The sequence below is a fragment of the Caballeronia sp. LZ043 genome (assembly GCF_031451075.1).
Taxonomy (GTDB): Bacteria; Pseudomonadota; Gammaproteobacteria; order Burkholderiales; family Burkholderiaceae; genus Caballeronia.
Map to the genome: position 1 here is coordinate 1656003 of NZ_JARUXT010000001.1, position 22214 is coordinate 1678216.

The window sequence follows — 22214 nt, forward strand, 5'->3', positions numbered from 1 at the left end:
CCACTTCACATTTCACTCGAAGTACGTCCGCGCGACGCCCGCACGTCGCGCCCGTGCGCAGCCGCTCAGGCGGTCGCGGCGCGCGGCCAGGCAGGTCATGCGAGCATCGGCACAGGCTTTGCTTGATGATTCTCGCTGCCTACGTGAGGAGGGGTTGCCCGATGAAGACCTCAACGTTGTTGTCGATGGCCCTGGTGTCGGTCTCGTGCTATGCCGCGCCGCTGCATACGAGTTCCACCGACGAATCCACCGCCGCCGGCACCGCGACACGCGCCGCCCTGCGCGTCAATGTCGCTCCGGTTGCGCCGCCGGCGCCTGAAGTTGCCGCGCAGGACCTCGATCACGCGCGCTGGCGCCACGTGCCGCTGCCGAAGTCGCGTACGCCGAATCACGGTATGGCTAGCCAGCCGGTTCAGGTGCAGACCTGACGGCTGCCTTTCCTTTCGAATCATCAATTCATCGAGCCAGCGCAATGACCGACACGCACGCAAAACACGCCTTGAACGACGAGCCGATCGACGATGAGATCGCTCAAGTGCTGCGCCTCGTGAAGTATCCCGCCAACAAGGACGCCATCGTCGACGCCGCGCGCGAAGCCGGCGTCAGCAATGATGTCGTCACGCTGTTCGACGGGCTGCCCGAGCAGGATTATGCGGATGCGGATTCGGTCGAGCAGTTGCTGGGAAGTAATGGCGGACCGGGGCTGTCGAGTTGAGTGCTGGTGCGCGTATGGAAGCGTAGCGTGCATGTGTGCTGCCCTTCGGGCACGTCATACTAATCGTTCGCCGTCAAAGACTTAGGCCGATCCCCCGGCCTTTTCAACAGCGCTGTCCACAGAATATGTGGATAAGTCAGGCTTCGATTGCAGTGGTTTGCCTGGTGACGATCTTGGTTCGATCCGCACCACGTCTGGATTTCCCAAAGAATTCAAATGACTGAGCAAGTCACCCAGCGGTTTTCCACAGGGCTTTCCACGCGGCCTGTGGAGAACTCCTATTGCATCGCCTCTTTGCGTGCCGCGGAAACGGCTACTAGCCCTCGGCATGTCGATCTTCATCTGCCTGCCATAAAGCAACAGATCACGCCCGTCCGGGACACAATTTCACAAACATAAACACGCAATCAAAAGCAGGTTTGTCCTATTCTGTGAAATCTCATTGCATGCGCAGCGGACAGGTTGGAAGCCTGTAGCAAAGCGGAACCCGCGTCTCGCTCGTGCTGAACGAGCGAGCGCGTCAAGCCTTTATTCGTCTTGCAAGACGGATTGCGTGGTTATCCGCGCCTTGTCGGAGCGAGGCAAGCACGTTCCCCAAGCCTCCCCTTTCTAAAGCGGCGGAATCAGCACTCCCTTGCTGACGCGACGTAAGTCAACTCCCCTTATACTGCGCGGCACTAGCCCCCACCGGCGCCGCCGGCTTCTTCTTCGCGCCCTGATCACTCGCCGCCGCCCCCGACGACATATAAGCCGGCGCCGCCTTGGCCTTCTCCTTCTGTCCCGCAGGCGGCGCGGTCGGTGCCTTGCCGATATCAGCAAGCATCTGCTGGCACGGCAGCGGCTTGTTGTTACTCGGAGCAATCAGCGGAATCAGCGCCGCGAACGGATTGATGAGCCCCAATCCAACCGCCGCCGCGCCGCGTATCGCCAGCACCGGACTCACGCCGATATGCGGATCCTTGAACGTGCCCTTCACATACAGCGGCGAGCGCAGCGAGAAGATCCGCACGCCCTTCGTGTGCGGATGGATCCCGAGATCCATGGCTTCGGTCTTGAGGTTGATCGTGCCGTCGACGTTGATGACCGCGTCATCGGTATCGAGCGCGAAGACGCGTGAATCGAGCACGCCATCCGTCACGACAAAATCCGCCGCCGCGCAGTTGATGTTCACATCACGCTTGCCGAACAGCTTCTCATACACGACATTCGCCACGTTCAACCCGGCTGCTTCCATGTAAAGCCGGCTGACGGTGCCTTCGGTGACCAACGCCTTCACTTCGCCGTTCGATGTCGCCGCCAGCGCCGCCGGCGAATTGCCGGTAGCGGACAACGCCGCATCGCCATTGATTTCACCCAGCGCCGACTGCATTGTCTTGTTGGTCGGGAACAGCTGCTTGAGCTTCAGATGCCGTGCCTGCGCCGACACGCGTCCCTTGAGCGGCGCTGCGCTGCCGTCGAGATGAATGTTCGATGCCAGCGAGCCCCCCGCCACGCCAAACTTCAGCGGCTCGAACGACAACACCCCATCGTTCATCACCACGTGCGTGTACAGGTTCGTGATCGGCAGGTCCGGGTCCTTGATGATGCGTTCGCCGGTGAACTTCACATCGGCGTCGATGGACTTCCAGCGATCGGTCTTGAACTCCTCGGTCGGCAGCGCCTTCGACGATGGCTGCTTCTCCGTCTCGCCGCGCTTGGCCTTGCTCGCGTTGGAATCGGCGCCGATGATCGGCGCGAGATCCTTGAACTGCAACAGATGCGACACCAGTTCGCCCTGCAGCAGCGGACGCGGCTTCTTGCCCGCATAGACCAGCGAACCGTTGATATCGCTGCCGCCCACGCGTCCCGTGAAGTTCTCGTAATGGAACACGTTGCCGTCTTCGCGGAACTGTCCGGTCAGACGCCCTTCGGTTGCGAACGGCGGCGTCTCGGGCAGCGTCACGCCAGTAAATGGATACAGATGCGCCATGCTGACGGCCTGGATCCACAGGCGCAGGTCGAGCGCCGCGAGATGCGCAGGATCGGTCACGGTGCCCACGAAGGCGATATGCGTGTCGCCGAGGCGCACGTCGGCCTGCACAGGGAACGGCCGCTGTGCGTCCTGTACCGCGAGCACGCCGCCCAGCTTGCCGTCGCCGGACACCTTGCCGCCGTTGTACGTCCCCTTCACGGTCCAGCCGAACGCATAGGGGGGAACCGGCGGCTTAGGAGCGTCCTTGGTGGTGATGCTGGTGTTCGCTGACGTGCTCGCCGGATTAGGCGCCGATGCATTCGCCGCTGCCGCAGCGGACGCCGCCGATGCGGCCGACGCTTCCGAAGCCGCCGCCGCATCGGCCTGCTTGTTGAGCTTCGCCGCGCCGCTCTTGCCGACCATCTCGGCCGAAGACTTCGCCGACGCTGCTTCCTGCTGCTTCATGACTTCACCGATGGGCACGGGCTGACCGAGCGTATCGATGACCGCCTGCATGTCAGCCTTGGTGACTTCGTCACGCAGGCTCACGGTGCCCTTCGCGAGCGAAATGTCGCCGAGCTTGAGATTCCACGTGGACGGTTCGTTCGACTGCTTGAACTTGAACGTCCAGTTATTGCGCTTGTCCTTGAGCCGCTCCACATCGATGGACGGATTCACGAGATTGATCGACGGAATCACGATGTCATGCGCGAGCAGGGGCAGCACGGCGACCTGGAAGTCGATCTCGTCGAGCGTCGCGAAAAATTTTTGACGCGTCCAGTCCGGGTTCGCGATGGTGATCTTCTCGGCCGAAAAGCGCGGCCATGGCACCCAGCGTTTCCATCCGGTCTCGTTGGGCGGACGATGCCAGCCCACCTTCAGGTCGCCGGTGATCTCGAAGCGGCGGCCGATGGCCTCGGACACCTTGTCGTCCACCCACGGTCGCAGCCGGTTCCAGTCGAAGGTCAGGAAAATGACCACCAGGATCGCAATCAGCACCGCCAGAATGCCGAAGAACCAGGCGGCGATCTTGCCGATTTTGCGGGTCGTTCCAGCCTGCGCCATGACCTCTCCATGCGTATTATCGTTATTCGGTGCGGCAGCACATAATGTGCCCGGCGTGCGTCCACGCGCCTTCTGGACACCGCTTGAAACTCCGTAAGATGTCGATCTCGACCCCTCCACCTGACATGCATCCGATGCCCGAAGCGACATCGCCCGGCGTTTCCCCGAAGACCGAGCTCGTGACCGCCCACGGCGTCACGCGGCGCGACGCCGTGAGAGGCACGACGCTGCTTCAGCCCACCGATTTCACGCTGTATGGCGGCGAGCGCGCCGCGATCACGGGCCCTTCCGGCTCCGGCAAGAGCGTCTTCCTGCGCACGCTCGCGCTGCTCGACGCCTGCGATGCAGGCTACGTGACCTGGCGCGGGGAGCGGATCGCGCGCTCGCGCATTCCGGCGTACCGGCGGCGCGTGGCCTATATCGCGCAACGTCCCGCGATGCTCGACGGCAGCGTCGAGGACAACCTGCGCTATCCGTTCATGCTCAAGGCCTATCGAGATGTGCGTTTCGATCGGGACATCGCGGCGCGGCTGGCCCAGGCGGCCGGACGCGCCGCCGATTTCCTCGACAAGTCCGCCAGCGAGCTGTCGGGCGGCGAGGCGCAGATCGCCGCGCTCGTGCGCACCTTGCAACTCGCGCCCGACGTGCTCCTGCTCGACGAACCCACCGCCTCGCTCGACCCGGCTTCGGCGCGGTCGATCGAAGCGCTCGTTGCCGCCTGGTTCGATGCCGATGCCGCCCGCGCCTGCATTTGGGTGTCGCACGATCCGGAACAGGCGCGGCGCGTCGCCACGCGCCACCTGACCATGAACGCCGGCGTGCTCGGAGGCGACCTGCGATGAACGGCTATCAGAATCTCGGGATCGTCGATATCGGACTGGCGGCCTTGCTGATCGTGGTGAATGGCGCGTTGTCGGTCGCGCTCCAGCTCAGGCTCGAACGCAAGCTCGCCGTCGCGGCGGTGCGCACCGTCGTGCAGCTGCTGCTGATCGGCTATGTGCTCGGCTGGGTTTTTGCGTTCGACCGCTGGTATGTCGTCCTGCCGCTGATGGCGCTGATGACCGTCATCGCCGGCTTCGCGGCATCCGGACGCGGACGGCGCACTTACGCGGGCCAGCGCGTCGACAGCATCCTGTCGATCTGGGGCAGTTCCTGGTTGATCGGCGCGTTCGGGCTGTTCGTCGTGATCCGTATTCATCCCTGGTACGAGCCGCAATACGCGATTCCGATCCTCGGCATGATTCTCGGCAATACGCTCACGGGCGTGTCCCTCGGCATCGAGCGGATGACCGAGGAACTGACCGCCGGACGCGCCGCCGTCGAGATGTCGCTCGCGCTCGGCGCAACCCGCTGGGAAGCGGCGCAAGGCCCCGCGCGCCAGGCCGTGCGCGCGGGCATGATTCCCACCCTCAACCAGATGGCGGTGGTCGGCCTCGTCAGCCTGCCCGGCATGATGACCGGCCAGGTGCTCGCCGGACAGTCGCCGTTGCAGGCGGTGCGCTATCAGATCGTCATCATGTTCCTGATCGCGGCAGCCTCGGCGCTCGGCGTGGTCGCCGCGATCGTGCTGACCTACCGACGGCTCTTCGCGGGCGACCATCGCTTCATGGCGGCGAAACTCGTGGAGCGCCGCCCGCGCAAGCGCGCCACTTGAATTGTCCGGTCACGCGCCGTTGTAGACCCGCTCCAGCTCGACGAAGTCCAGCTTGATCATGTCCATCATCGCGCGCATCGTGCGGTTCGCCTTCTCCGCATCCGGGTCCTGCAGCATCTTGAGCAAACGCCTCGGCGCCACCTGCCAGACGACGCCATAGCGGTCGGTGAGCCAGCCGCAGGCCATCGACTTGCCGCCGTCCATCAGCTTGTCCCAGTAGTAGTCGATCTCTTCCTGGGTATCGCACTTGATGAACATCGAAACGGCCGGCGTGAAGTCGAACTGCGAATTGCCGTTCAAGGCCATGAAGGCCTCGCCCTCCAGTTCGAACAGCACGGCGAGCACGCTGCCGGCGGGACCGGGACTGGCCTCCGTATGGCGCATGACTTCGGCGATGCGCGCACCCCTGAAGGTCGCGACGTAGAAATTTGCGGCTTCTTCCGCGTTGCCTTTGAACCAGAGGCAGGGTGAGATCTTGTCCATCTGCGGGTCTCCGTTCTCGAATGGGGTCATTGGCCGGGCGCGCAGCCCTTTTCCATCGCGGCCTTCATCTCTTCCGGGTTCACGTCGCGCTTGTGCGTCGCGACCGACCACTGATGCCCGAACGGATCCTCGAGACGGCCATAGCGGTCGCCCCAGAACATGTCGGCGACGGGCATCGTGACCTTCGCGCCGGCCTCGGCCGCCTGCCTGACCGTGGCATCGACATCCGTGACGTAGAGATGCACCGTGACCGGCGAACCCTTGATCGCCTTCGGCCCGAGCATGCCGAATTCAGGATGTTCGTCGACCAGCATCAGCATCGAATCGCCGATCTTGACCATCGCATGCATGAGCCGGCCGTCCGGGCCGGGCATGCGGCCCATTTCGACGGCGTCGAACGCGCGCTTGTAGAAGTCGATGGCCTTGGCGGCGTCCGCGCAGCACAGGTGCGGGGTCAGCGAATGCATGCCGGGAGGAATGGGTTCAGTAGCAGCAGAGGACATGTCGGCTCCGTGAGAGTGGACGAGGCGCGCCAGGCAGTGGCGGCGCTCTCACACCCTACAACGATCCGCGCGGGCGTCAATCGACATGAACGCGCAGCGGCGGCGCAAAAATTTCACGCCGCGCCGGCATGACGCGATAGCCTATTTCGAAGACTGCTCGGCAAGCGATTGAATCAGGCCTTCGAGCCGCGAGAAATTCACGGGCTTGGTCAGATGATCGAGGAAGCCGGCTTCGCGGCAACGGCGAATGTCCTCGTCCATGCCGTAGCCCGTGATGGCGACGGATGGCTTGTTGGGCTGCAGGCTCGTCCAGGCGCGTGCGATGTCGAGTCCGCTGCCGTCCGGCAGTCCGATATCGCTGACCAGCAGATCGAACGACGCGCGCTTCGCGTGTCCGATCGCCTCCGCCACCGTGATGGCGACGGTCACCTGATGGCCCAGCATTTCCAGCACTTCGGCCATGGCGGACGACGTCTGCTCGTTGTCCTCCACCAGCAGGACTCTCAGCGCTCGGCTGTGTTCCTGCTGCGCCGCCTCGACGCGCGGCGCGTCCTCATGCTCCGGCTGCACGCGGGCGAGCGGCAGCGTGAGGGTGAAGCGCGCGCCCTTCTCGCGCCCCTCGCTGTAGGCCGACAGCGTGCCGCCATGCTTCTGCGCGAGCGTGCTGGCGATGGCCAGTCCCAGTCCCAGACCGCCGAAGGAACGGGTGATGGAATCGTCGGCCTGTTCGAACGCCGAGAAAATGCGCGGCAGCGCCTCGGCACTGATGCCGATGCCGCTGTCCGTGACCGAAACCGAAATGGTCGCGGGATCCGGGTTCCAGGTGCGCACTTCGATGCGGCCATTCGCCGGGGTAAACTTCACCGCGTTCTTCATCAGGTTCCAGACGATCTGCTGCAAGCGCGCGGCGTCGCCCAGCACGACGAAGCGGCTCGCGTCGAAGTACGTCTTCAGGGTGAGGCTCTTGGCGCGCAGGTCGGCTTCGGACATGTCGAGCGCGCTCGTCAGCAGCGTGTCCAGCGCGACGTTCGCGAAATTCAGCGAGAGCTTGCCGCGCGCGATGCTCGTGAGATCGAGAAGATCGTCGATCAGGCGCGCTTCCAGTTCGACATTGCGACGGATCAGGTCGAGCGTCGGATGGGCCTCGCGCGGCAGCGCATGCTTCATTTCGAGCAGGCGCACGGCCGCCAGAATGGGCGTGAGCGGCGTGCGCAGTTCGTGCGACAGCACCGCCAGAAAATGGTCCTTCGCGCGGTTGGCCGATTCGGCCTGATCCTTCGCGAGACGCAGCGCGTCGGCGGCCATGTGGGCATCGGTGGCGTCGCGCACGATCTTCGAGAAGCCGATCAGTTCGTCATGCTCGCTGCGGATCGCGGTAGTCACGCCCGACGCGAAGAACGAATGGCCGTCCTTGCGCCACAGCCAGCGGTCGTCGCTTGCGCTGCCTTCGCGGCGCGCGGTGTTCAATTCGGCCTCGAACACGCCGGTCTCGCGGTCTTCCTGGCTATAGAAGATATCCGCCGATTGCCCGAGCACGTCCTGCGCCGGAAAGCCCAGAATGCGCTCCGATGCGGCGTTCCAGGTGCGAATGCGCCCTTCCGGGTCGAGCGTGATGACGGCGTAGTCCTTGAGCGCGTCGATCAGCAGCCGGAAATGGGTTTCGGTTTCGCGCAGCGCGCGTTCCACGGCGATGCGCTGCGCCCGTTCGGCGCTCTCGCGCATCGCGCGGCGCACAACGGCGGGCAGGCGCTGGAGGCGCTGCTTCAGCACGTAGTCGGTCGCGCCGCGCTTCAGCATGTCGACCGCATGTTCCTCGCCGAGCAGCCCCGACACGAAGATGAACGGCGTGTCCGGCGTGCGTTCGCTCGCGATGGTCAGCGCCTCGATGCCCGAGAACGTGGGCATCACGAAATCGGCGAGGATCACGTCGAAACGCTTCTTCTCGAGTTCGGCGACGAACGCCGCGGAGTCGTAGACGATCGACGCTTCGACCGCATAGTCCGCGCGTTCGAGCTGGGCGATCGTCAACTCCGCATCGAGTGCGTTGTCTTCGACGAGAAGCAGATGCAGGGGCTGCATGATCTACACGTCCTCGCCGGAAGTCGGGTGCGGGGACGGGTGCGCGAAGCGGCGGGACGCCGCGGACAGGATCGCTGCGCTCATTGCGCGTTGGGCGGACGGCGCAGGCGCGTCGAGCCCGGCGGCGGCTCGTTGAGCACGGCCCAGAACACGCCGAGATCGCTGATCGCCTCGACGAATTCCGCGAACTCGACCGGCTTCACGACATACGCATTCACGCCGAGTTCGTAGCTGCGAATCAGATCCTGCTCCTCGCGCGACGAGGTCAGCATCACGACCGGAATGCTCTTGAGCGCCGCGTTCGAGCGGATCATGTCGAGCACTTCCAGACCGTCGATCTTCGGCAGCTTCAGGTCGAGCAAAATGACGGCGGGATTGCCCGGCGCGCGCGCCTTCCACTCGCCTTCGGAGGTGAGATAGTCGATCGCTTCCTGGCCGTCGCGCGCCACGATGACCTCGTTGGCGAGCTGGCTCTTGTCGAGCGCGACGAGCGTCAGCTCGAGGTCATTCGGGTTGTCTTCGACAAGCAATATCGGTTTAAGCATGGTCTCTTCGTGACTTTGTTACTGGCGTGCCTTGAGCGCCGTTGGGTCCCTTTGCGCCTTGCGCGGCGCCGATGCTGCGAAACACGACCGGCAGCGAGAAATAGAATACCGCGCCTTGCCCCGGATGCCCTTGGGCCCAGGTCCGCCCTTCGTGCCGTTCGATGATGCGCCGCACATTTGCAAGTCCGATGCCCGTGCCCTCGAACTCTTCCGCGCGATGCAGGCGCTGGAACACGCCGAACAGCTTGGCGCCGTACTTCATGTCGAAGCCGACGCCATTATCCCGGACGCCGATGATGTATTCCTCGCCGCTGCGGCTGGCGAATACCTCGATTTTCGCCGATTCCCGCGTTCTCGTATATTTCACCGCGTTCGACAGCAGGTTGCGCACCGCCAGTTGCAGGAAAGCCGCGTCGCCGGTGACGCGCGGCAGGTCGCCGATCACCCATTCGATATCGCGTCCCGACGCCTCCTGCTCGAACTCCTGCACGACCGAGCGCACCAGCATGCCGAGGTCCACCGGGGCGGGGCGCAGCGCGGCGCGGCCCATCTGCGAAAAGGTCAGGAGATCGTCGACGAGCGTGCCCGCGAAGCGCGCCGAATCCAGCATGTTGTTGAGAAAGCGCCGGCTTTTCTCCGACATGCGCTCGCCCTCCTGCTCGCGCAGCAGGTCGCCGTATCCGGCGATATGGCGCAGCGGCGCGCGCAGGTCGTGCGACACCGAATAGGAAAACGCTTCCAGTTCCTTGTTGGCGCGCGTGAGCTCGGTGGCGAGCGCCGCGCGTTCCTCGGCGCGCCGCAGCACGATGTTCAGGAGCGCGCCGCGCAGCTCGCCCGCAATCTCGATCTCGCCCGCGCGCCAGGGCTTCGAATGCCCGCGCACGGTTTCGAGCCACGGCGAGAAGCTGGTGCGCGGCGCGCTCGCGCCGGCCCCGTCCTCGATCTTGACCGGTTCGCCCGCCCACTTGATGGTCTGCATCACCTCGGGCCTGAACCATAGCAGATAGTTGCGGAAGATCTGCGACACCGGCACCGCCAGCACGCCGCACGCACGGTCTTCGCGCGCCTTGGCGGGCGGCCACTGGCGCGCCAGGGAATCGGTCGCCCAGACGCCGCTGGTATGTTCCGCGAGCCAGTGCGTGAGCGCGCGCACCGTGTCTTCGTCGGGCGTGGCGCCGAGCAGCGTCACCTGATCATCGAACACGATGGCCGCGCCGGCGGAACGCGCGAAGTTCAGCACGTCGGCGGGCACGGACTGCAGTCCGGTCACGAAACGCTCGTGCTCGCCCATCGCGGCGATCAGGCGGCCCATGGTCCGGCGCAGGTCGGTGAGATATTCGCCTTCGGCGCGCTCTTCCTTCGCCTCGATCTGCAAGGACAGCATGTTGCCGAGATGCTCGACCGCGACGCGCGTGTTGAACGGCACGATGCGCGGCGCATGGTCGTGGCACGAGACGAGGCCCCACAAGCGGCCCCGCACGACGATCGACACCGACATCGACGCATGCGTGTTCATGTTGCGCATGTATTCGAGGTGCACCGGCGAGAAGCTGCGCAGCGTCGAATAGGTGAGGTCGGTCGGACGGCCCGTGAGCGGGTTCACATCCGGCACGAGGCGCGCGGGCGTGTAGTTGACGTCGGCGACCAGGCGGATGCGGTTCTTCAGATACAGCGCGCGCGCCTGGCGCGGAATGTCGGAAGCCGGAAAGAACTGATGCAGGAACGACGCGTAGTCCGCCTCGCGGTCTTCCGCGAGCACGTGGCTGCGCCCTTCTTCGTCGAAGCTGTAGAGCATTACGCGGCCGAAGCCCGTGATCGCGCGCACCTCGCGCACCGCGAGTTCCGCCAGTTCCTGGACGGTCGCCGCATCCTGCAGGCCGCGCGCGAAGGTGCGCACGAGCGGATACATCGAGGCGAACGTGTCGCCGCTTGCCGCCGCCGCTTCCATCTCGACGATCAGGATGCCGTCGTGCCGGTGCAGCGTGACATCGAGACGCGCGGAGCCGGGGGGCGCGGCCGGTATCTCGACCGGTCCGACATACAGCGGCGAATCCTCCAGCGCCGCCATGCTGGCCACGTGCGCGATGCGCTGCGCGGCGGCCTCGCCGAGCGCCACCGCGAGCGGCTGGCCAAGCAGCGCATCCAGAGGCGCGCCCGTCAATGCAGGCAGGTTGTCGCTGGCCTGCACGATGCGGAGATCGTCGGCCAGCGCCAGCAGATAGCCATGCGGCTGGATGCCGCCGGGAACGTGGATCGGCTCGGCGTCGCAATCCTTGCTCGCGACGCCCGAACTGAGCGTGAGCCGGCGTGCCTCGGCGTCGGGCGGTCCGTAGCTCCCCGCTCCGGGAGTGAGTGAACCGCCGGATCCGCTGTCCGTCCCGCTCATGTGACGGCTCCCGGTACGGGCGGGACGACGTCGACACCGGCCGCTTCGGGACACAGCCAGGACTGCAGGCTCTCGAAGGTGGCGATGGCGGCCTTCACCGCGTCGTCATGCTGGGCTTCGGGCACCGAGGCGGCGGCGGTTTCGCGGAACGCGTTCCACATGCTGCCGGTGCGCGCGCCATAGCCTTCGAAATAGGCATTGCCCAGGCCTGACGCGAGATCGAGACGCTGCGCGACGTGTGGCGCAATGAACCGTCCGCCGAGCGTGCTGCCTTCCATCACGTACATGGAGCCGAACGCATCGCCCAGGTTGTGGAGGCGCGGCAGGTCATAGCGCGTGTCGGCCTGCGGCACGGAGCCGACCGGCCGGCGTTCGCCAGTCAGCGCGGCGAGATCGGCGGCCAGCAGCGGCGCCTTGCGGCGCTGGTCGAAGAAGACCGACAGCGTGGCCGGCAGGCACGCGGCCGCGGCGTCCTCCCACGGTGCAACATAGCCATAGAATCGTTCGAGCAGCGCGATGTATTCGTCGCGTTGCAGATCGTCCCGCATCAGGTCAAGCGCATTCTCGAGCCGTGCATGACACGCGGCGGTTTCGTTCTTCAGGCGGGACAGAAGGTCGGATTGCATGTTGCGATGAGTGGGCTTAAGGACCGCGAGGCGGACGAATGATGCGGGTATCGGAAGGGCTTACCGGTTCGGGCGCCTGGCTGGGCGTGGGTGTCGGTAGAAATCGCACCGCGAACGCTTGGCGGCGAACGTGATGCGAGCGCTCATTTAAAAAAGAGTCATTCTACGCATCCGGCCTCGCCGCTGCCATGTAAGGCCAGCGGTTATAAGCAATCTGCCGCGCCGTTGCCGGAACAATTCACCGGTCAGTTCAAATTTTTTTCAGGACTTGCGCGGCCGGCCGTCACCGCTATTGACGTTGGCGTGCTCGTCCCGCTGCGTGCCGCGCTGATAGTCGTCGCCGCCGCGCCGGTCGGTATCGACGAGCCCGCGTTCGAGATCCTCGTGCGCCTGCTTGCCGACCTCGCGCGGATCGTGCTCATGCTGCGATTCGACGTTCTGGTCCGCTTCGTGAGGCAACGGTGCGTTCGCGGCATCGTCGCGCGTCCGGGTATTGCGATCGCTGCTCGACACCTCGCGGCCGCGTTCGGGCGCGCTTGCGGGTTCCTTGTTCGACTGCTTCATGATCTTCTCCTGTCGATTGCTTCACTTCAGCCCGAGGCGCTTCTTCATCTCGGCGCTCAGGCGCTTGCACGCCTTGTCGTAGCCGGCCCACGGATCGTGCTTCAATGCGTCGAGCCGTTCGTGCGCATTGCCGATGTTCCATTGATCGCCGCTCGTCACGTCGTCGAGTTCGTCCCAGGCAATCGGCATCGATGCGCCGAGTCCCGGACGCGCGCGCAGCGAGAACGCCGCCACCGTGCTCGAGCCTCGGTTGTTGCGCAGATAGTCGATGAAAATCTTGCCCTTGCGGTTCTGCATGCCCATCTTCGCGGAGAAGAGCTTGGGCAGCGTGCTCGCCATGTGCTGCGCGACCGCTTGCGAGAAGTCCTTCACGTCGTCCCAGCCGGCCTGCTTCACGAGCGGCACGATCACATGGAAGCCTTTGCCGCCGCTCGTCTTGCAGAACGATTCGAGGCCCAGTTCGGCGAGCAATTCCCTGGTGAGTCGCGCCGCCTCGATCATCCGTTCCCAGCCGACGCCCTCGCCCGGATCGAGATCGAACACCATGCGGTCCGGCTTCTCCAGGTTCGATGCGAGCGCGTTCCAGGTATGCAGTTCGATGGTGCCCATCTGCGCACAGCCCGCGAGCGCGCCCGCTGATTCAATGGTGAGCAACGGCGGATGACCGGGATCGATGTCCGGATGCTGCTTGATATGGGGAATGGCGAGCTTCGCACTGTGCTTCTGGAAGAACAGCTCGCCGCCGATGTCCTCGGGCGCGCGCACGAGCGACACCGGGCGGTCCTTCAGATGCGGCAGCATCCATTGCGCGACGCTGGCGTAGTACTCGACCACGTCGATCTTGCGCGAGCCGCTGGACTTGTCGATCACGCGGTCCGGATGGCTGATCTTCACGCCTTCGACTTCCGCCGATGCCGCCTTGGCCTTCTTCGCTGCGGTGGTCTTCCTTGCTGCGGTCTTCTTCGTCGCTGTGGTCTTCTTCGCCGCAACCGGCTCTTCCTTGACGATCTGCCGCGCGGGTTTGTCGTCACGCAGACTGACGAACGATGCTTGTCGCACGATGCGCTCCTTGGTCCATTCCGCGAAATTGCATTCGGCCACGAGTTCGGGCTTGACCCAGTGCACGGGCGTCCGGCTGCGCTCCTGCGGCTCGCTCGCGAAGGGCATGCGCTTCGTCTCGCGTTTGTCGAGTTCCTTCTTCACCGCGACGAGCAGCGCGTGATCGAACCCGGTGCCCACGCGGCCCGCGTATTGCAGCTTGCCGTGCGCGTCGTACACGCCGAGCAGCAGCGCGCCAAACTGGCCGCGGCTGCCTGTCGGCTCGGAATATCCGCCGATCACGAACTCCTGGCGCCGCCGGCACTTGAGCTTGATCCACGCATTGCCGCGCCCCGACACATAGCCGCTGTCAATGCGCTTGCCGATGATGCCTTCGAGCGCCATGTCGCATGCGCTTTTCAGCAGATCGTCGGCGTGGAACGCGAAGTCCTGCGAATAGCGCAGCACCGGATCTTCCGCCGGTTCGACGAGCGCCTTCAGCAGCGCGCGACGCTGCACGAGCGGCACGTCGCGCAGGTCATAGCCGTTGAGCCAGGGCACGTCGAAGAAATACACGACGATGTCCTGCGGACGGCCTGCGTCAAAGGCGTTCTGCAGCGCCTGGAAGTCGGGCAGTCCGCGTGCGTCGAGCACCACGGCTTCGCCGTCGAGCCAGCCGCTCTCGATCTCCAGTTGTTCCAGCGCCTGAACCTGCTTCGGGAATTTCGCGGTCCAGTCGTTGCCGTTGCGCGTGAAAATCGCGATGCGGCGTTTGCCCTTCACCGTGTCGATGCGCGCCAGCACCCGATAGCCGTCGAACTTGATCTCGTAGGCCCAGTCGTCGCCGGAGGGCGCGGCATCGACGAGCGTGGCGAGCTGCGGCTTGAACGTGGCGGGCAGCTTCGCCTTCACCGCGCCCTCGATCGCGGGTTCATGCGACAAGGTCCGCAGCGATTCCGCGCTGCGAGTCGCGACGATGTCCGGATGATCGTGGCCGTTCGCCTGTGCGGCGGAGGTCTTCTTGCGCGCGGGCGTCTTTGCGGGCGCTTTCTTTGCCGCCGCCTTGCGCTCCGATCGTTCGAGCACCGCACCATCCTTGCCGCGCGCGCCGGGCGCATCGGACATCACGCTGCCCGGCCTTTTGAGAAGCACGTCGTATTCGCTCTCCGGGCGCGCCGTATCGTCGCGCTCCTTGATGAGCAGCCATTGCTCCTTGTCGCCGCTGCCGCGCATGTGGCTTTTTACGAGCGTCCAGCCGCCCTGCAGCTTCTCGCCATCGAGCGTGAACTTGAGCTTGCCCTTTTCGTATTCACGCTGTGCATCCGCGAAGCTGCCCGCCTGCGGCGCCCACGTGCCGCGATCCCACACGATGACGCTGCCCGCACCGTAGTTGCCTTCGGGGATCTCGCCTTCGAACGAACCATAGTCGAGCGGATGATCCTCGACATGCACCGCCAGGCGCTTCACCGTGGGATCGAGGCTCGGTCCCTTCGGCACGGCCCATGACTTGAGCGTGCCGTCGAGTTCCAGGCGGAAGTCGTAGTGCAGACGGCGTGCATCGTGTTCCTGGATGACGAAGGACAGGCTGGACTTCGCGGGTGGTTTGGCCGTCTTGCGGGCCCGCGCGGCGCGCTTCGCGGCGCCGGACGGCTCCGGCGTCTTGTCGAACGCGCGCATGCGCTGATAGGTGTCGAGTTTGCCGGCCATCGTCGGAAATCCGCAGTGTCAGAGGCGAGACAGACGCGCTTCACGCACGCTTGCGGCGCGCAGTCTTGCGCGCCGGACGCGCGGCTTCTTCGCCGGAGTCGTCCTCGCCGTCTGCTTCCTCCGCGGCCGCGGCCTTGCCGCGTTTCGCCGGCGCGCCACCCTTCTTGAGACTGCGCTTGAGCAATTCCGACAAGTCGAGGATGTCGGCAGACGACTTCTGTTCCCCGCCCTCTTCCACCTTCATCACCTCGGCCACCTTGCCTTGCTTCACCTTCTTGTCGACGAGCGCCATGATGTCGTCCTTGAAGGTGTCGTGGTACTTCGACGGATCCCAGCTGTCGCTCATGTCGTCGATGAGCCGCTTGGCCATCTCCAGTTCCTTCGGCGTCACGCCGGCCTTCTTCGTGTCTTCGTCGGGGAACTTGAACTCGCCGAAATCGCGAACCTCGTCGCCCCAGCGCAGCGTGTTGAGCGCCAGCGCCGGACCCACCGGAATCAGCGCCGCGAGATGCTGCTTGTTATGCAGCACGACGCTCGCGATGCCGACCTTGCCCGTGTCCTTCAGCGCATCGCGCAGCAGCGCATAGACCTTCTCGCCCTTGCGATCGGGCGCGAGATAGTAAGGCATGTCGAGCGACAGGAACGAGATCTCGGGGGCATCGACGAAGGCGAGAATGTCGACCGTCTGGGTGGACTCCGGATTGGCCGCGCGAATCTCGGCGTCGGTCATCACGACATACTTGCCCTTCTCATACTCGAAGCCGCGCACGATGTTGTCGCGCGTGACTTCCTTGCCCGTGGTCTTGTTGATCTGCTTGTAGCCGATCGGGTCCATGGAGCGCTTGTCGAGCAGGTTGAAGCCGACCTTCTCCGACTGCGTCGCGGGATAGAGTTGCACGGGCACGTGGACCAGTCCGAAGCTGATCGCGCCTTTCCAGATCATGTGCGGCATCGCGGCACCTTGGCGGTCGGGAAGAGTCGATGAACGCGCCTCGCGCCGGGCGGGCGTCGAGGCGTTTTCCGTGCGCGGTTGCGGCACGGTATCGGAAGGAATCGCAGGAAACATGCCAAGGCGGGCGGGCGCGCGGCGTCCGGCGATCTGGGCCGAAGCCGGGCAGGCGTTCTGTAAGCCTTACTGCTCCAGCCGCCCAAAGATGCTATTTGCGGTTGGCGGTCACGGTCAGCTGCGTGCCGTCGTCGAGCGTGACGGTCTTTTTGGAACCAGTGGAAGTCGGCATGGCGAAGCGCACGATCTGGCTGAAGCGGTTGTCCACCGGACATTGCAGGCTCTTCCCGGCCACCGTGACGCGCGATGTGCCCTTCGGCGCATAGGCCCGAAAACTGATCTGCACGTTGGCCGTGCCGTTGTCGCCGACCATCGGCGCGAAGCGGATCTGCACCTGCCGCACCGCCGCGCCGTCGGCGCTCTTCGGCACCGAGGCCGCCTGCGGACAGCCGTCCGGCACGGCCTGCGCGCCGCCGGCGGCGTTGCCTTGCCAGGTGAAGTCATCGGTCTGCCCGGAGCGGATGGTGCGGGTTTCCTGCTCGTTGCCGAACGACTTCGAGGTCATCTTGACCGTGTACTTGATGGGGCCGTCATTGGCCGCCTCGGAGAGCACCTTGATGCCCGGCGTGGCCCGGGCGGTCGCGGCGACCATCGTGAGCGCGGCGACGGAAACGATGCGACGAACGATCGAACGACGATTCATGCCGCCACCTCCGTAACAGGCGCTGTGAGTGAATCCGGCGCGTCTCGCGCACCGGGACGCAGTGTGCGTGCAACGGTCCGGATTCAGTCTAGCGCCACGTTTGACGGGTCATCGTCATGGATAACCCGAGTGCGCGAAGGGCGGCTTGCGCATGGTCAAAAACCTGTCAGCGGCGCCTCAAAAGCCCGTCAGCACCAGCTTGCCGACCGTGCGCCCTTCTTCCAGCAGCCGATGCGCCTCGCGCAGGTTCGTCGCATTGATGGGTCCGAGGTCGCGTCCGAGGGTCGTGCGCAGCGTGCCTGCGTCGATCAGCCGCGCCACTTCCGACAGCAGCTTGTGCTGCTCGATCATGTCGGGCGTGCTGAACATCGCGCGCGTGAACATGAGCTCCCAGTGCAACGCCGCGCTCTTCACCTTCAGCAGTTCCACCGGCAGCGGCCGCGCATTCTCGACGATCGTGCAGATGCCGCCCTGCGGCTTGATGACTTCGGCGGCGGCCGGGAAATGCTTGTCGGTGTCGTTGAAGATCAGCACGTAGTCGACCTGCGGGAAGCCGATCTGCTTCATCTGCGCCGGGATGTCCCCGAAGTGATCGACGATGTGATCCGCACCGAGTTCTTGCGCCCACTTGGCCGATTCGGGCCGCGACGCCGTGGCGATCACCTGCAGCTTCGCCACCCGCTTCGCAAGCTGGATGCCGATCGACCCGACGCCGCCCGCCCCGCCGACGATCAGCACCGACTTGCCCGCGTCCTTGCCTTCCGCCGACACGCCCAGGCGGTCGAACAGCGCTTCCCACGCGGTGATGGTGGTCAGCGGCAGCGCGGCGGCGCTGCTGAAATCGAGCGAGGCCGGCTTCGTGCCGACGATGCGTTCATCGATCAGATGGAATTCGCTGTTCGCGCCGGGCCGGGTGATGTCGCCGGCGTAGTAGACCGGATCGCCGACCTTGAACAGCGTCGCTTCCGGCCCGACGGCGGCCACCACGCCCGCCGCGTCCCAGCCCAGCACGCGCGGGGCCGATTCGACCTTGTCCTTGGGCGCGCGCACCTTGGTGTCGACCGGATTGACGGCGATCGCCTCGACCTTCACGAGCAGGTCGCGTCCGGTGGGCACGGGTTGCTCGAGCTCGATGTCGACCAGCGCTTGCGGGTCGGAAATCGGGAGGTAGCGCGTGAAACCGATGGCTTTCATGGGGTGCTCCATTGAAGTGAGTGAACGGTTGCCCATGGTAAGACGCCTGGGATATCCGGAAAACCGTCATAATCACTGAAACATTTTTCGCCAAATCCATCAAATGGCAAGCGATCTCCTCGCGGACGCCACGCCGCGCGAGCGTCTCGATCTCCTCGATATCGGACTTTTCGTGCGTGCGGCGGCGTTGGCCAATCTGTCCGCCGCCGCGCGCGAATTCGGGCTCTCGCCCGCGGTGGCGAGCGCCCGCATCGCGGCGCTGGAGCGCATGCTCGGCGCGCGGCTGCTGCATCGCACGACCCGGCGCGTCTCGCTGACCCAGGAGGGCGAGATCTTCGCCGACCACGCGCGCGGCCTGCTCGACGCCGCCGACGCGGCGCGCGCGTCGGTCGGACAGGCGCGCGAGCATCCGCACGGGCGCCTGCGCGTGACCATGCCCTCGTCGCTCGGACGCCAGCACATCTCGCCGCTGATGCCCGCGTTCCTGCGCCAATACCCGGGCGTGAGCGTCGATCTGCGCATGACCGACCAGATCGTGGATCTCGTGGACGAGGGCATTGACCTCGCAATCCGCATCGGCGCGCTGAAGGATTCGACGCTGGTGGCGAAGAAGCTCGCGAGCAACCGCCGCGTGCTGTGCGCGTCGCCCGGCTATCTCGCGCGGCACGGCACGCCGCGCCATCCGGCCGATCTCGCGCGCCACGAGTGTGTGATCCTCGCCGATCAGCGCGACTGGAGCTTCGTCACGCCGACCGGCGTGATCGACGTGCGCGTGTCCGGTCGGCTCGTGACCGACAACGGCGAGGTGATCCGCGATGCGCTGGCGGCGGGCATCGGCATCGGGCTGAAATCGACGTGGAGCGTCGCGCCGCTGATCGCGAGCGGCGAACTCGTCACGCTGCTCGACGACTATCCGCCCGCGCAGACCGTGGCGATCTGGGCCGTGTATCCGAGCCGCGCGTTTGTGCCGCCGAAAACGCTGGCCTTCATCGACTTCCTCGCCGGACAGTTCGGCGAGCCGCCCTACTGGGACGTCGATCCCGCGAAGGTGCAGCGTTAGCGCGCGCAAGCCGGCCGGTACAATGGCGCTTTCGCGCGTCCACTGTTTCTTGGCCCTCGACCTCGCCTTCGATGAACCTCGTCATTCAAAGCCTCGCCCCGATCTCCGATTCCCACCTGCGCCCGCTCGCGGCGCTGGCCCGCTCGCAGGCTCCGCAGCGCGTCGATGACACGTTGCTGCGTCTGCCCGGCGCCGACCCGCTGCAACGTCCCGACATCGACGCGTACTGCGGCACGCACGGCCTCGACTACGCCTACATCGCGCCGGATGCGACGCTCGCCGGTTTTGGCCTCGTCGCGATGGACATGGACTCGACGCTCATCACGATCGAATGCATCGATGAAATCGCGGATTTCTGCGGGCTGAAGGCGGAAGTCGCGGCGATCACCGAGGCGTCGATGCGCGGCGAGATCAAGGACTTCAACGAGAGCCTCACGCGCCGCGTCGCGTTGCTGAAGGGACTCGATGCAAACGCGCTCGAACGGGTCTACGAGGAACGCCTGAAACTGTCGCCGGGCGCGGAGCGCATGCTCGCCGGCGCGCGCGCGGCGGGTCTGAAGACGCTGCTCGTGTCGGGCGGCTTCACGTTCTTCACCGAGCGGCTGAAGGCGCGTCTCGGCCTCGACTACACGCGGGCGAACACGCTGGAAATCGTCGATGGCAAGCTGACGGGCAAGGTAGTCGGCGAAATCGTCAACGCGGACGTGAAGGCGCGCACGCTGCTCGACACCTGCGCGCAGATCGGCATCGATCCGCAGCGCGCGATCGCCATGGGCGACGGCTCGAACGATCTGAAGATGATGGCCGAAGCGGGCTTGTCGGTAGCGTTTCGCGCGAAGCCGGTCGTGCGCGAGTCGGCGAGCCTCGCGTTCAACTTCGTCGGCCTCGACGGCCTGCTGCGGTTGTTCTGAACGCTGCGGCTTTCGTGCTTGTCGAAGAACGGCGCCCTCGGGCGCCGTTTGTCTTAACCGAACGCCTTGACCAGCGCCGCTTCGAGATCGGCGCGCAGGTCCGCTTCCGCCTCCAGCCCAATGTAGAACCGCACCAGCACGCCTTCGTGCGGCCATTGCGATGCCGTGCGCATCGTGCGGACGGTGTAGGGCATCGCGAGGCTGTGCGAGCCGCCCCAGCTCCAGCCGATCGAGAACAGCTCGAGCGCCTCGACGAACGCATCGACTTGCGCCGCGCTGTATTGCTTGTCGAAGACGATGGAGAACAGGCCGCCCGCGCCGCCCTTGAAATCGCGCTCGAAGAACGCGTGGCCGGGACAGTCCGGCAGCGCCGGATGCAGCACGGCGGCCACTTCGGGGCGCGTCTTCAGCCAGGTGGCGAGTGCGAACGCCGCGCGGTCGTGGGCCTCGTAACGCGTCTTCATCGAAGGCAGGCTGCGCAATACGAGCGATGCATCGTCCGCCGATACCCCGACACCCAGCTGCATGCGCGCGCGCTTCAGCTTGCTGTGCAAGTCGGCGTTGCGCGTGATGGTCGCGCCCATCAGCACGTCGCTGCCGCCGGACTGATACTTCGTCAGCGCCTGCACCGAAATGTCGACGCCATGTTCGAACGGCTTGAAAGCGAGGCCGGCCGAGAACGTATTGTCGACGGCCGTCACGATGCCCTTCGCCCGCGCGGCCGCGGCGATGGCGGGCACGTCCTGCACTTCCATCGTCACGGAACCGGGCGCTTCGAGCCAGACCAGCTTCGTATTGGCGCGCAGCAAGGTATCGATGCCCGCGCCGATCATCGGATCGTAATACGTCACCTCGATGCCGAAATCCTCCGCGAGCCAGTCCGCGTGATCGCGGTTCGGGCCATAGGCGTTGTCGGGCACGAGCACGTGATCGCCCGTCCGCACGAGACCGAAATAGACATTCGAGATCGCCGCGAGTCCCGAGGGCTGCAACAGCGCGTACTCGCCGCCTTCGATGGCCGCGATGCGCTGCGCCAGCGCGATGGTCGTCGGCGTCCCGTGCAGGCCGTAGCGCCACCTGGAGTCGTCGTTCCAGACGAGCGAGCGCATCGTCGCGAGATCGGGAAACACGACCGTCGACGCCCGCGCCACCGGCACCGAAAACGACTCGAAGCCGGGCGTGATGCGGTCCTCCGGCTGGACGATGCGGGTTTGCAGGTCGCGGTTGGGGGCGTTGTCGTGGGAATCGGTCATGGCGTGGCGTTGAAACGGATCAAGGAAGATGCCGCCGGAGCGCGCCGGCGGCATGAAAGAGACAGGGCTATTCGCCGATGATGACGTTGCTCGTGCCGCCCACGCTGTTCTTCGGCGGTGCGGGCGGCGCCGGTTCCAGCGACGGCGCGGGCGGCGCTTTCGATGCACCCGCCGCGCCCGCTGAACCCGCGGCATTCCCGCCCGGCAGCGGCGGCAGCCCGGCGCCCGCAACGGCGGGCCGAAGCTCGAAGGGCTGTCCGTTGGAATCGTCGGGATCCATGCGTTCGCCGGACACGCTGCCGTCCGGCGCGAACTTGCCGACCCAGTTGCCGGTGATGTGCGTGCCGTCGTTCGATTCCTCGATCTCGAGCGTGTCGCTGTCGCGATCGCCCGCCACGAGAATCACGTTCGGGCTGCCGGCGAAGCGGTACTCGCCGTGGACGCCGGACGGATCGTCGGTTTTCGCGCCGAGCTTCATCTCGACCTGCCTGGTGCCCAGCGTGCCGACATAGCGCGGAAAGCGCGCGTACTCCGGATTGGGCGTCAGCGGCTTTTGCGGCGGCAGCGCCAGTTCGGCGATGGCCGCTTGCGCGCCGTGCGCATCCGCGCCGGCCGGCTCGCGCTGGTCAGGCGGCAGCACGCCGGAGCTCCCTGCGGGCATCGGCGAATTGCAGGCGGCCAGCGCCGCCGTGATGGCCAGCGCCGCCGTGATGGCCAGCGCCGCGATGAGACGCGAGCCGTGCATGCTGTGGATCATCCGTGGTTCCTTCG

At 65.5% G+C, this 22214-nt stretch carries 20 protein-coding genes; 6 read left to right on the plus strand and 14 right to left on the minus strand.

All coding sequences use genetic code 11. The features are described 5' to 3' along the window. Window positions 1-161 precede the first annotated feature (161 nt). Window positions 162-428, plus strand: coding sequence for a hypothetical protein (locus tag QCE64_RS07485; RefSeq protein ID WP_310003275.1), 267 nt, complete (start codon window positions 162-164; stop codon window positions 426-428). Between the two features lie 44 nt (window positions 429-472). Next, complete coding sequence (locus QCE64_RS07490; protein WP_310003277.1) at window positions 473-715, plus strand: DUF2795 domain-containing protein; 243 nt, start codon at window positions 473-475, stop codon at window positions 713-715. 652 nt (window positions 716-1367) lie between these two features. On the opposite strand, the gene QCE64_RS07495 is transcribed toward QCE64_RS07490, so the two are convergent. Next, window positions 1368-3731: an AsmA family protein gene (locus tag QCE64_RS07495; RefSeq protein WP_309916464.1), complete on the minus strand. Its 2364-nt coding sequence runs from the start codon at window positions 3729-3731 to the stop codon at window positions 1368-1370. Window positions 3732-3865: 134 nt separating this feature from the next. Here QCE64_RS07495 and QCE64_RS07500 point away from each other — a divergent pair, with 134 nt between their 5' ends. After that, the gene (locus QCE64_RS07500; protein WP_309919722.1) at window positions 3866-4573 is read left to right on the plus strand and encodes an ATP-binding cassette domain-containing protein; all 708 of its coding nucleotides are present in this window, start codon (window positions 3866-3868) and stop codon (window positions 4571-4573) included. Continuing rightward, entirely contained in the window at window positions 4570-5385 is an 816-nt protein-coding gene (locus QCE64_RS07505; RefSeq protein ID WP_310003280.1) for an ABC transporter permease, read from the plus strand. The genes QCE64_RS07500 and QCE64_RS07505 overlap by 4 nt, the downstream gene beginning before the upstream one ends. 9 nt (window positions 5386-5394) lie before the next feature. On the opposite strand, the gene QCE64_RS07510 is transcribed toward QCE64_RS07505, so the two are convergent. The 11 genes from QCE64_RS07510 to QCE64_RS07560 all read right to left on the minus strand — a co-directional run bounded on the left by QCE64_RS07510 (window position 5395) and on the right by QCE64_RS07560 (window position 18219). After that, window positions 5395-5868 carry a VOC family protein gene (locus tag QCE64_RS07510; RefSeq protein ID WP_309916471.1) on the minus strand — a complete coding sequence of 158 codons (474 nt, stop codon included), beginning with the start codon at window positions 5866-5868 and terminating at the stop codon, window positions 5395-5397. A gap of 26 nt (window positions 5869-5894) precedes the next feature. After that, window positions 5895-6371: a VOC family protein gene (locus QCE64_RS07515; protein WP_310003282.1), complete on the minus strand. Its 477-nt coding sequence runs from the start codon at window positions 6369-6371 to the stop codon at window positions 5895-5897. 141 nt (window positions 6372-6512) lie between these two features. Further along, the gene (locus QCE64_RS07520; RefSeq protein ID WP_309930182.1) at window positions 6513-8450 is read right to left on the minus strand and encodes a response regulator; all 1938 of its coding nucleotides are present in this window, start codon (window positions 8448-8450) and stop codon (window positions 6513-6515) included. A gap of 80 nt (window positions 8451-8530) precedes the next feature. Further along, a complete protein-coding gene (locus QCE64_RS07525) occupies window positions 8531-8995 on the minus strand; it encodes a response regulator (protein WP_309808453.1) in 465 nt (154 codons plus the stop codon). Further along, on the minus strand, window positions 8988-11381 hold the full coding sequence (locus QCE64_RS07530; protein ID WP_310003284.1) for an ATP-binding protein: 2394 nt from the start codon (window positions 11379-11381) through the stop codon (window positions 8988-8990). Before QCE64_RS07530 ends, QCE64_RS07525 begins: the two co-directional genes overlap by 8 nt. Beyond that, a complete protein-coding gene (locus QCE64_RS07535) occupies window positions 11378-12007 on the minus strand; it encodes a biliverdin-producing heme oxygenase (RefSeq protein ID WP_309916483.1) in 630 nt (209 codons plus the stop codon). Before QCE64_RS07535 ends, QCE64_RS07530 begins: the two co-directional genes overlap by 4 nt. A 261-nt stretch (window positions 12008-12268) precedes the next feature. Next, complete coding sequence (locus QCE64_RS07540) at window positions 12269-12571, minus strand: hypothetical protein (RefSeq protein ID WP_309930184.1); 303 nt, start codon at window positions 12569-12571, stop codon at window positions 12269-12271. Between the two features lie 21 nt (window positions 12572-12592). Continuing rightward, window positions 12593-15316 carry a DNA ligase D gene (gene ligD, locus QCE64_RS07545; protein ID WP_310003286.1) on the minus strand — a complete coding sequence of 908 codons (2724 nt, stop codon included), beginning with the start codon at window positions 15314-15316 and terminating at the stop codon, window positions 12593-12595. A 40-nt stretch (window positions 15317-15356) separates the two neighbouring features. Beyond that, the gene (locus QCE64_RS07550; protein ID WP_310003287.1) at window positions 15357-16268 is read right to left on the minus strand and encodes a Ku protein; all 912 of its coding nucleotides are present in this window, start codon (window positions 16266-16268) and stop codon (window positions 15357-15359) included. Between the two features lie 205 nt (window positions 16269-16473). After that, on the minus strand, window positions 16474-17025 hold the full coding sequence (locus QCE64_RS07555; RefSeq protein ID WP_309916493.1) for a DUF6013 family protein: 552 nt from the start codon (window positions 17023-17025) through the stop codon (window positions 16474-16476). Between the two features lie 177 nt (window positions 17026-17202). Then, on the minus strand, window positions 17203-18219 hold the full coding sequence (locus QCE64_RS07560; protein ID WP_309916495.1) for a zinc-binding alcohol dehydrogenase family protein: 1017 nt from the start codon (window positions 18217-18219) through the stop codon (window positions 17203-17205). 103 nt (window positions 18220-18322) lie between these two features. Between QCE64_RS07560 and QCE64_RS07565 the strand changes: the two genes are divergently transcribed. Both QCE64_RS07565 and serB read left to right on the plus strand, forming a co-directional pair. After that, window positions 18323-19279 (plus strand): LysR family transcriptional regulator, encoded by a 957-nt coding sequence (locus QCE64_RS07565; protein ID WP_309808461.1) that lies wholly within the window; start codon window positions 18323-18325, stop codon window positions 19277-19279. Between the two features lie 71 nt (window positions 19280-19350). Next, entirely contained in the window at window positions 19351-20190 is an 840-nt protein-coding gene (gene serB, locus QCE64_RS07570) for a phosphoserine phosphatase SerB (protein WP_310003288.1), read from the plus strand. Window positions 20191-20243: 53 nt separating this feature from the next. Here serB and QCE64_RS07575 read toward each other — a convergent pair whose 3' ends face one another. Together QCE64_RS07575 and QCE64_RS07580 are read right to left on the minus strand one after the other, a co-directional pair. Then, window positions 20244-21443 (minus strand): cystathionine beta-lyase, encoded by a 1200-nt coding sequence (locus tag QCE64_RS07575; RefSeq protein WP_310003289.1) that lies wholly within the window; start codon window positions 21441-21443, stop codon window positions 20244-20246. A 67-nt stretch (window positions 21444-21510) separates the two neighbouring features. Further along, window positions 21511-22200, minus strand: coding sequence for a hypothetical protein (locus QCE64_RS07580; protein ID WP_310003291.1), 690 nt, complete (start codon window positions 22198-22200; stop codon window positions 21511-21513). Between the last annotated feature and the right edge of the window lie 14 nt (window positions 22201-22214).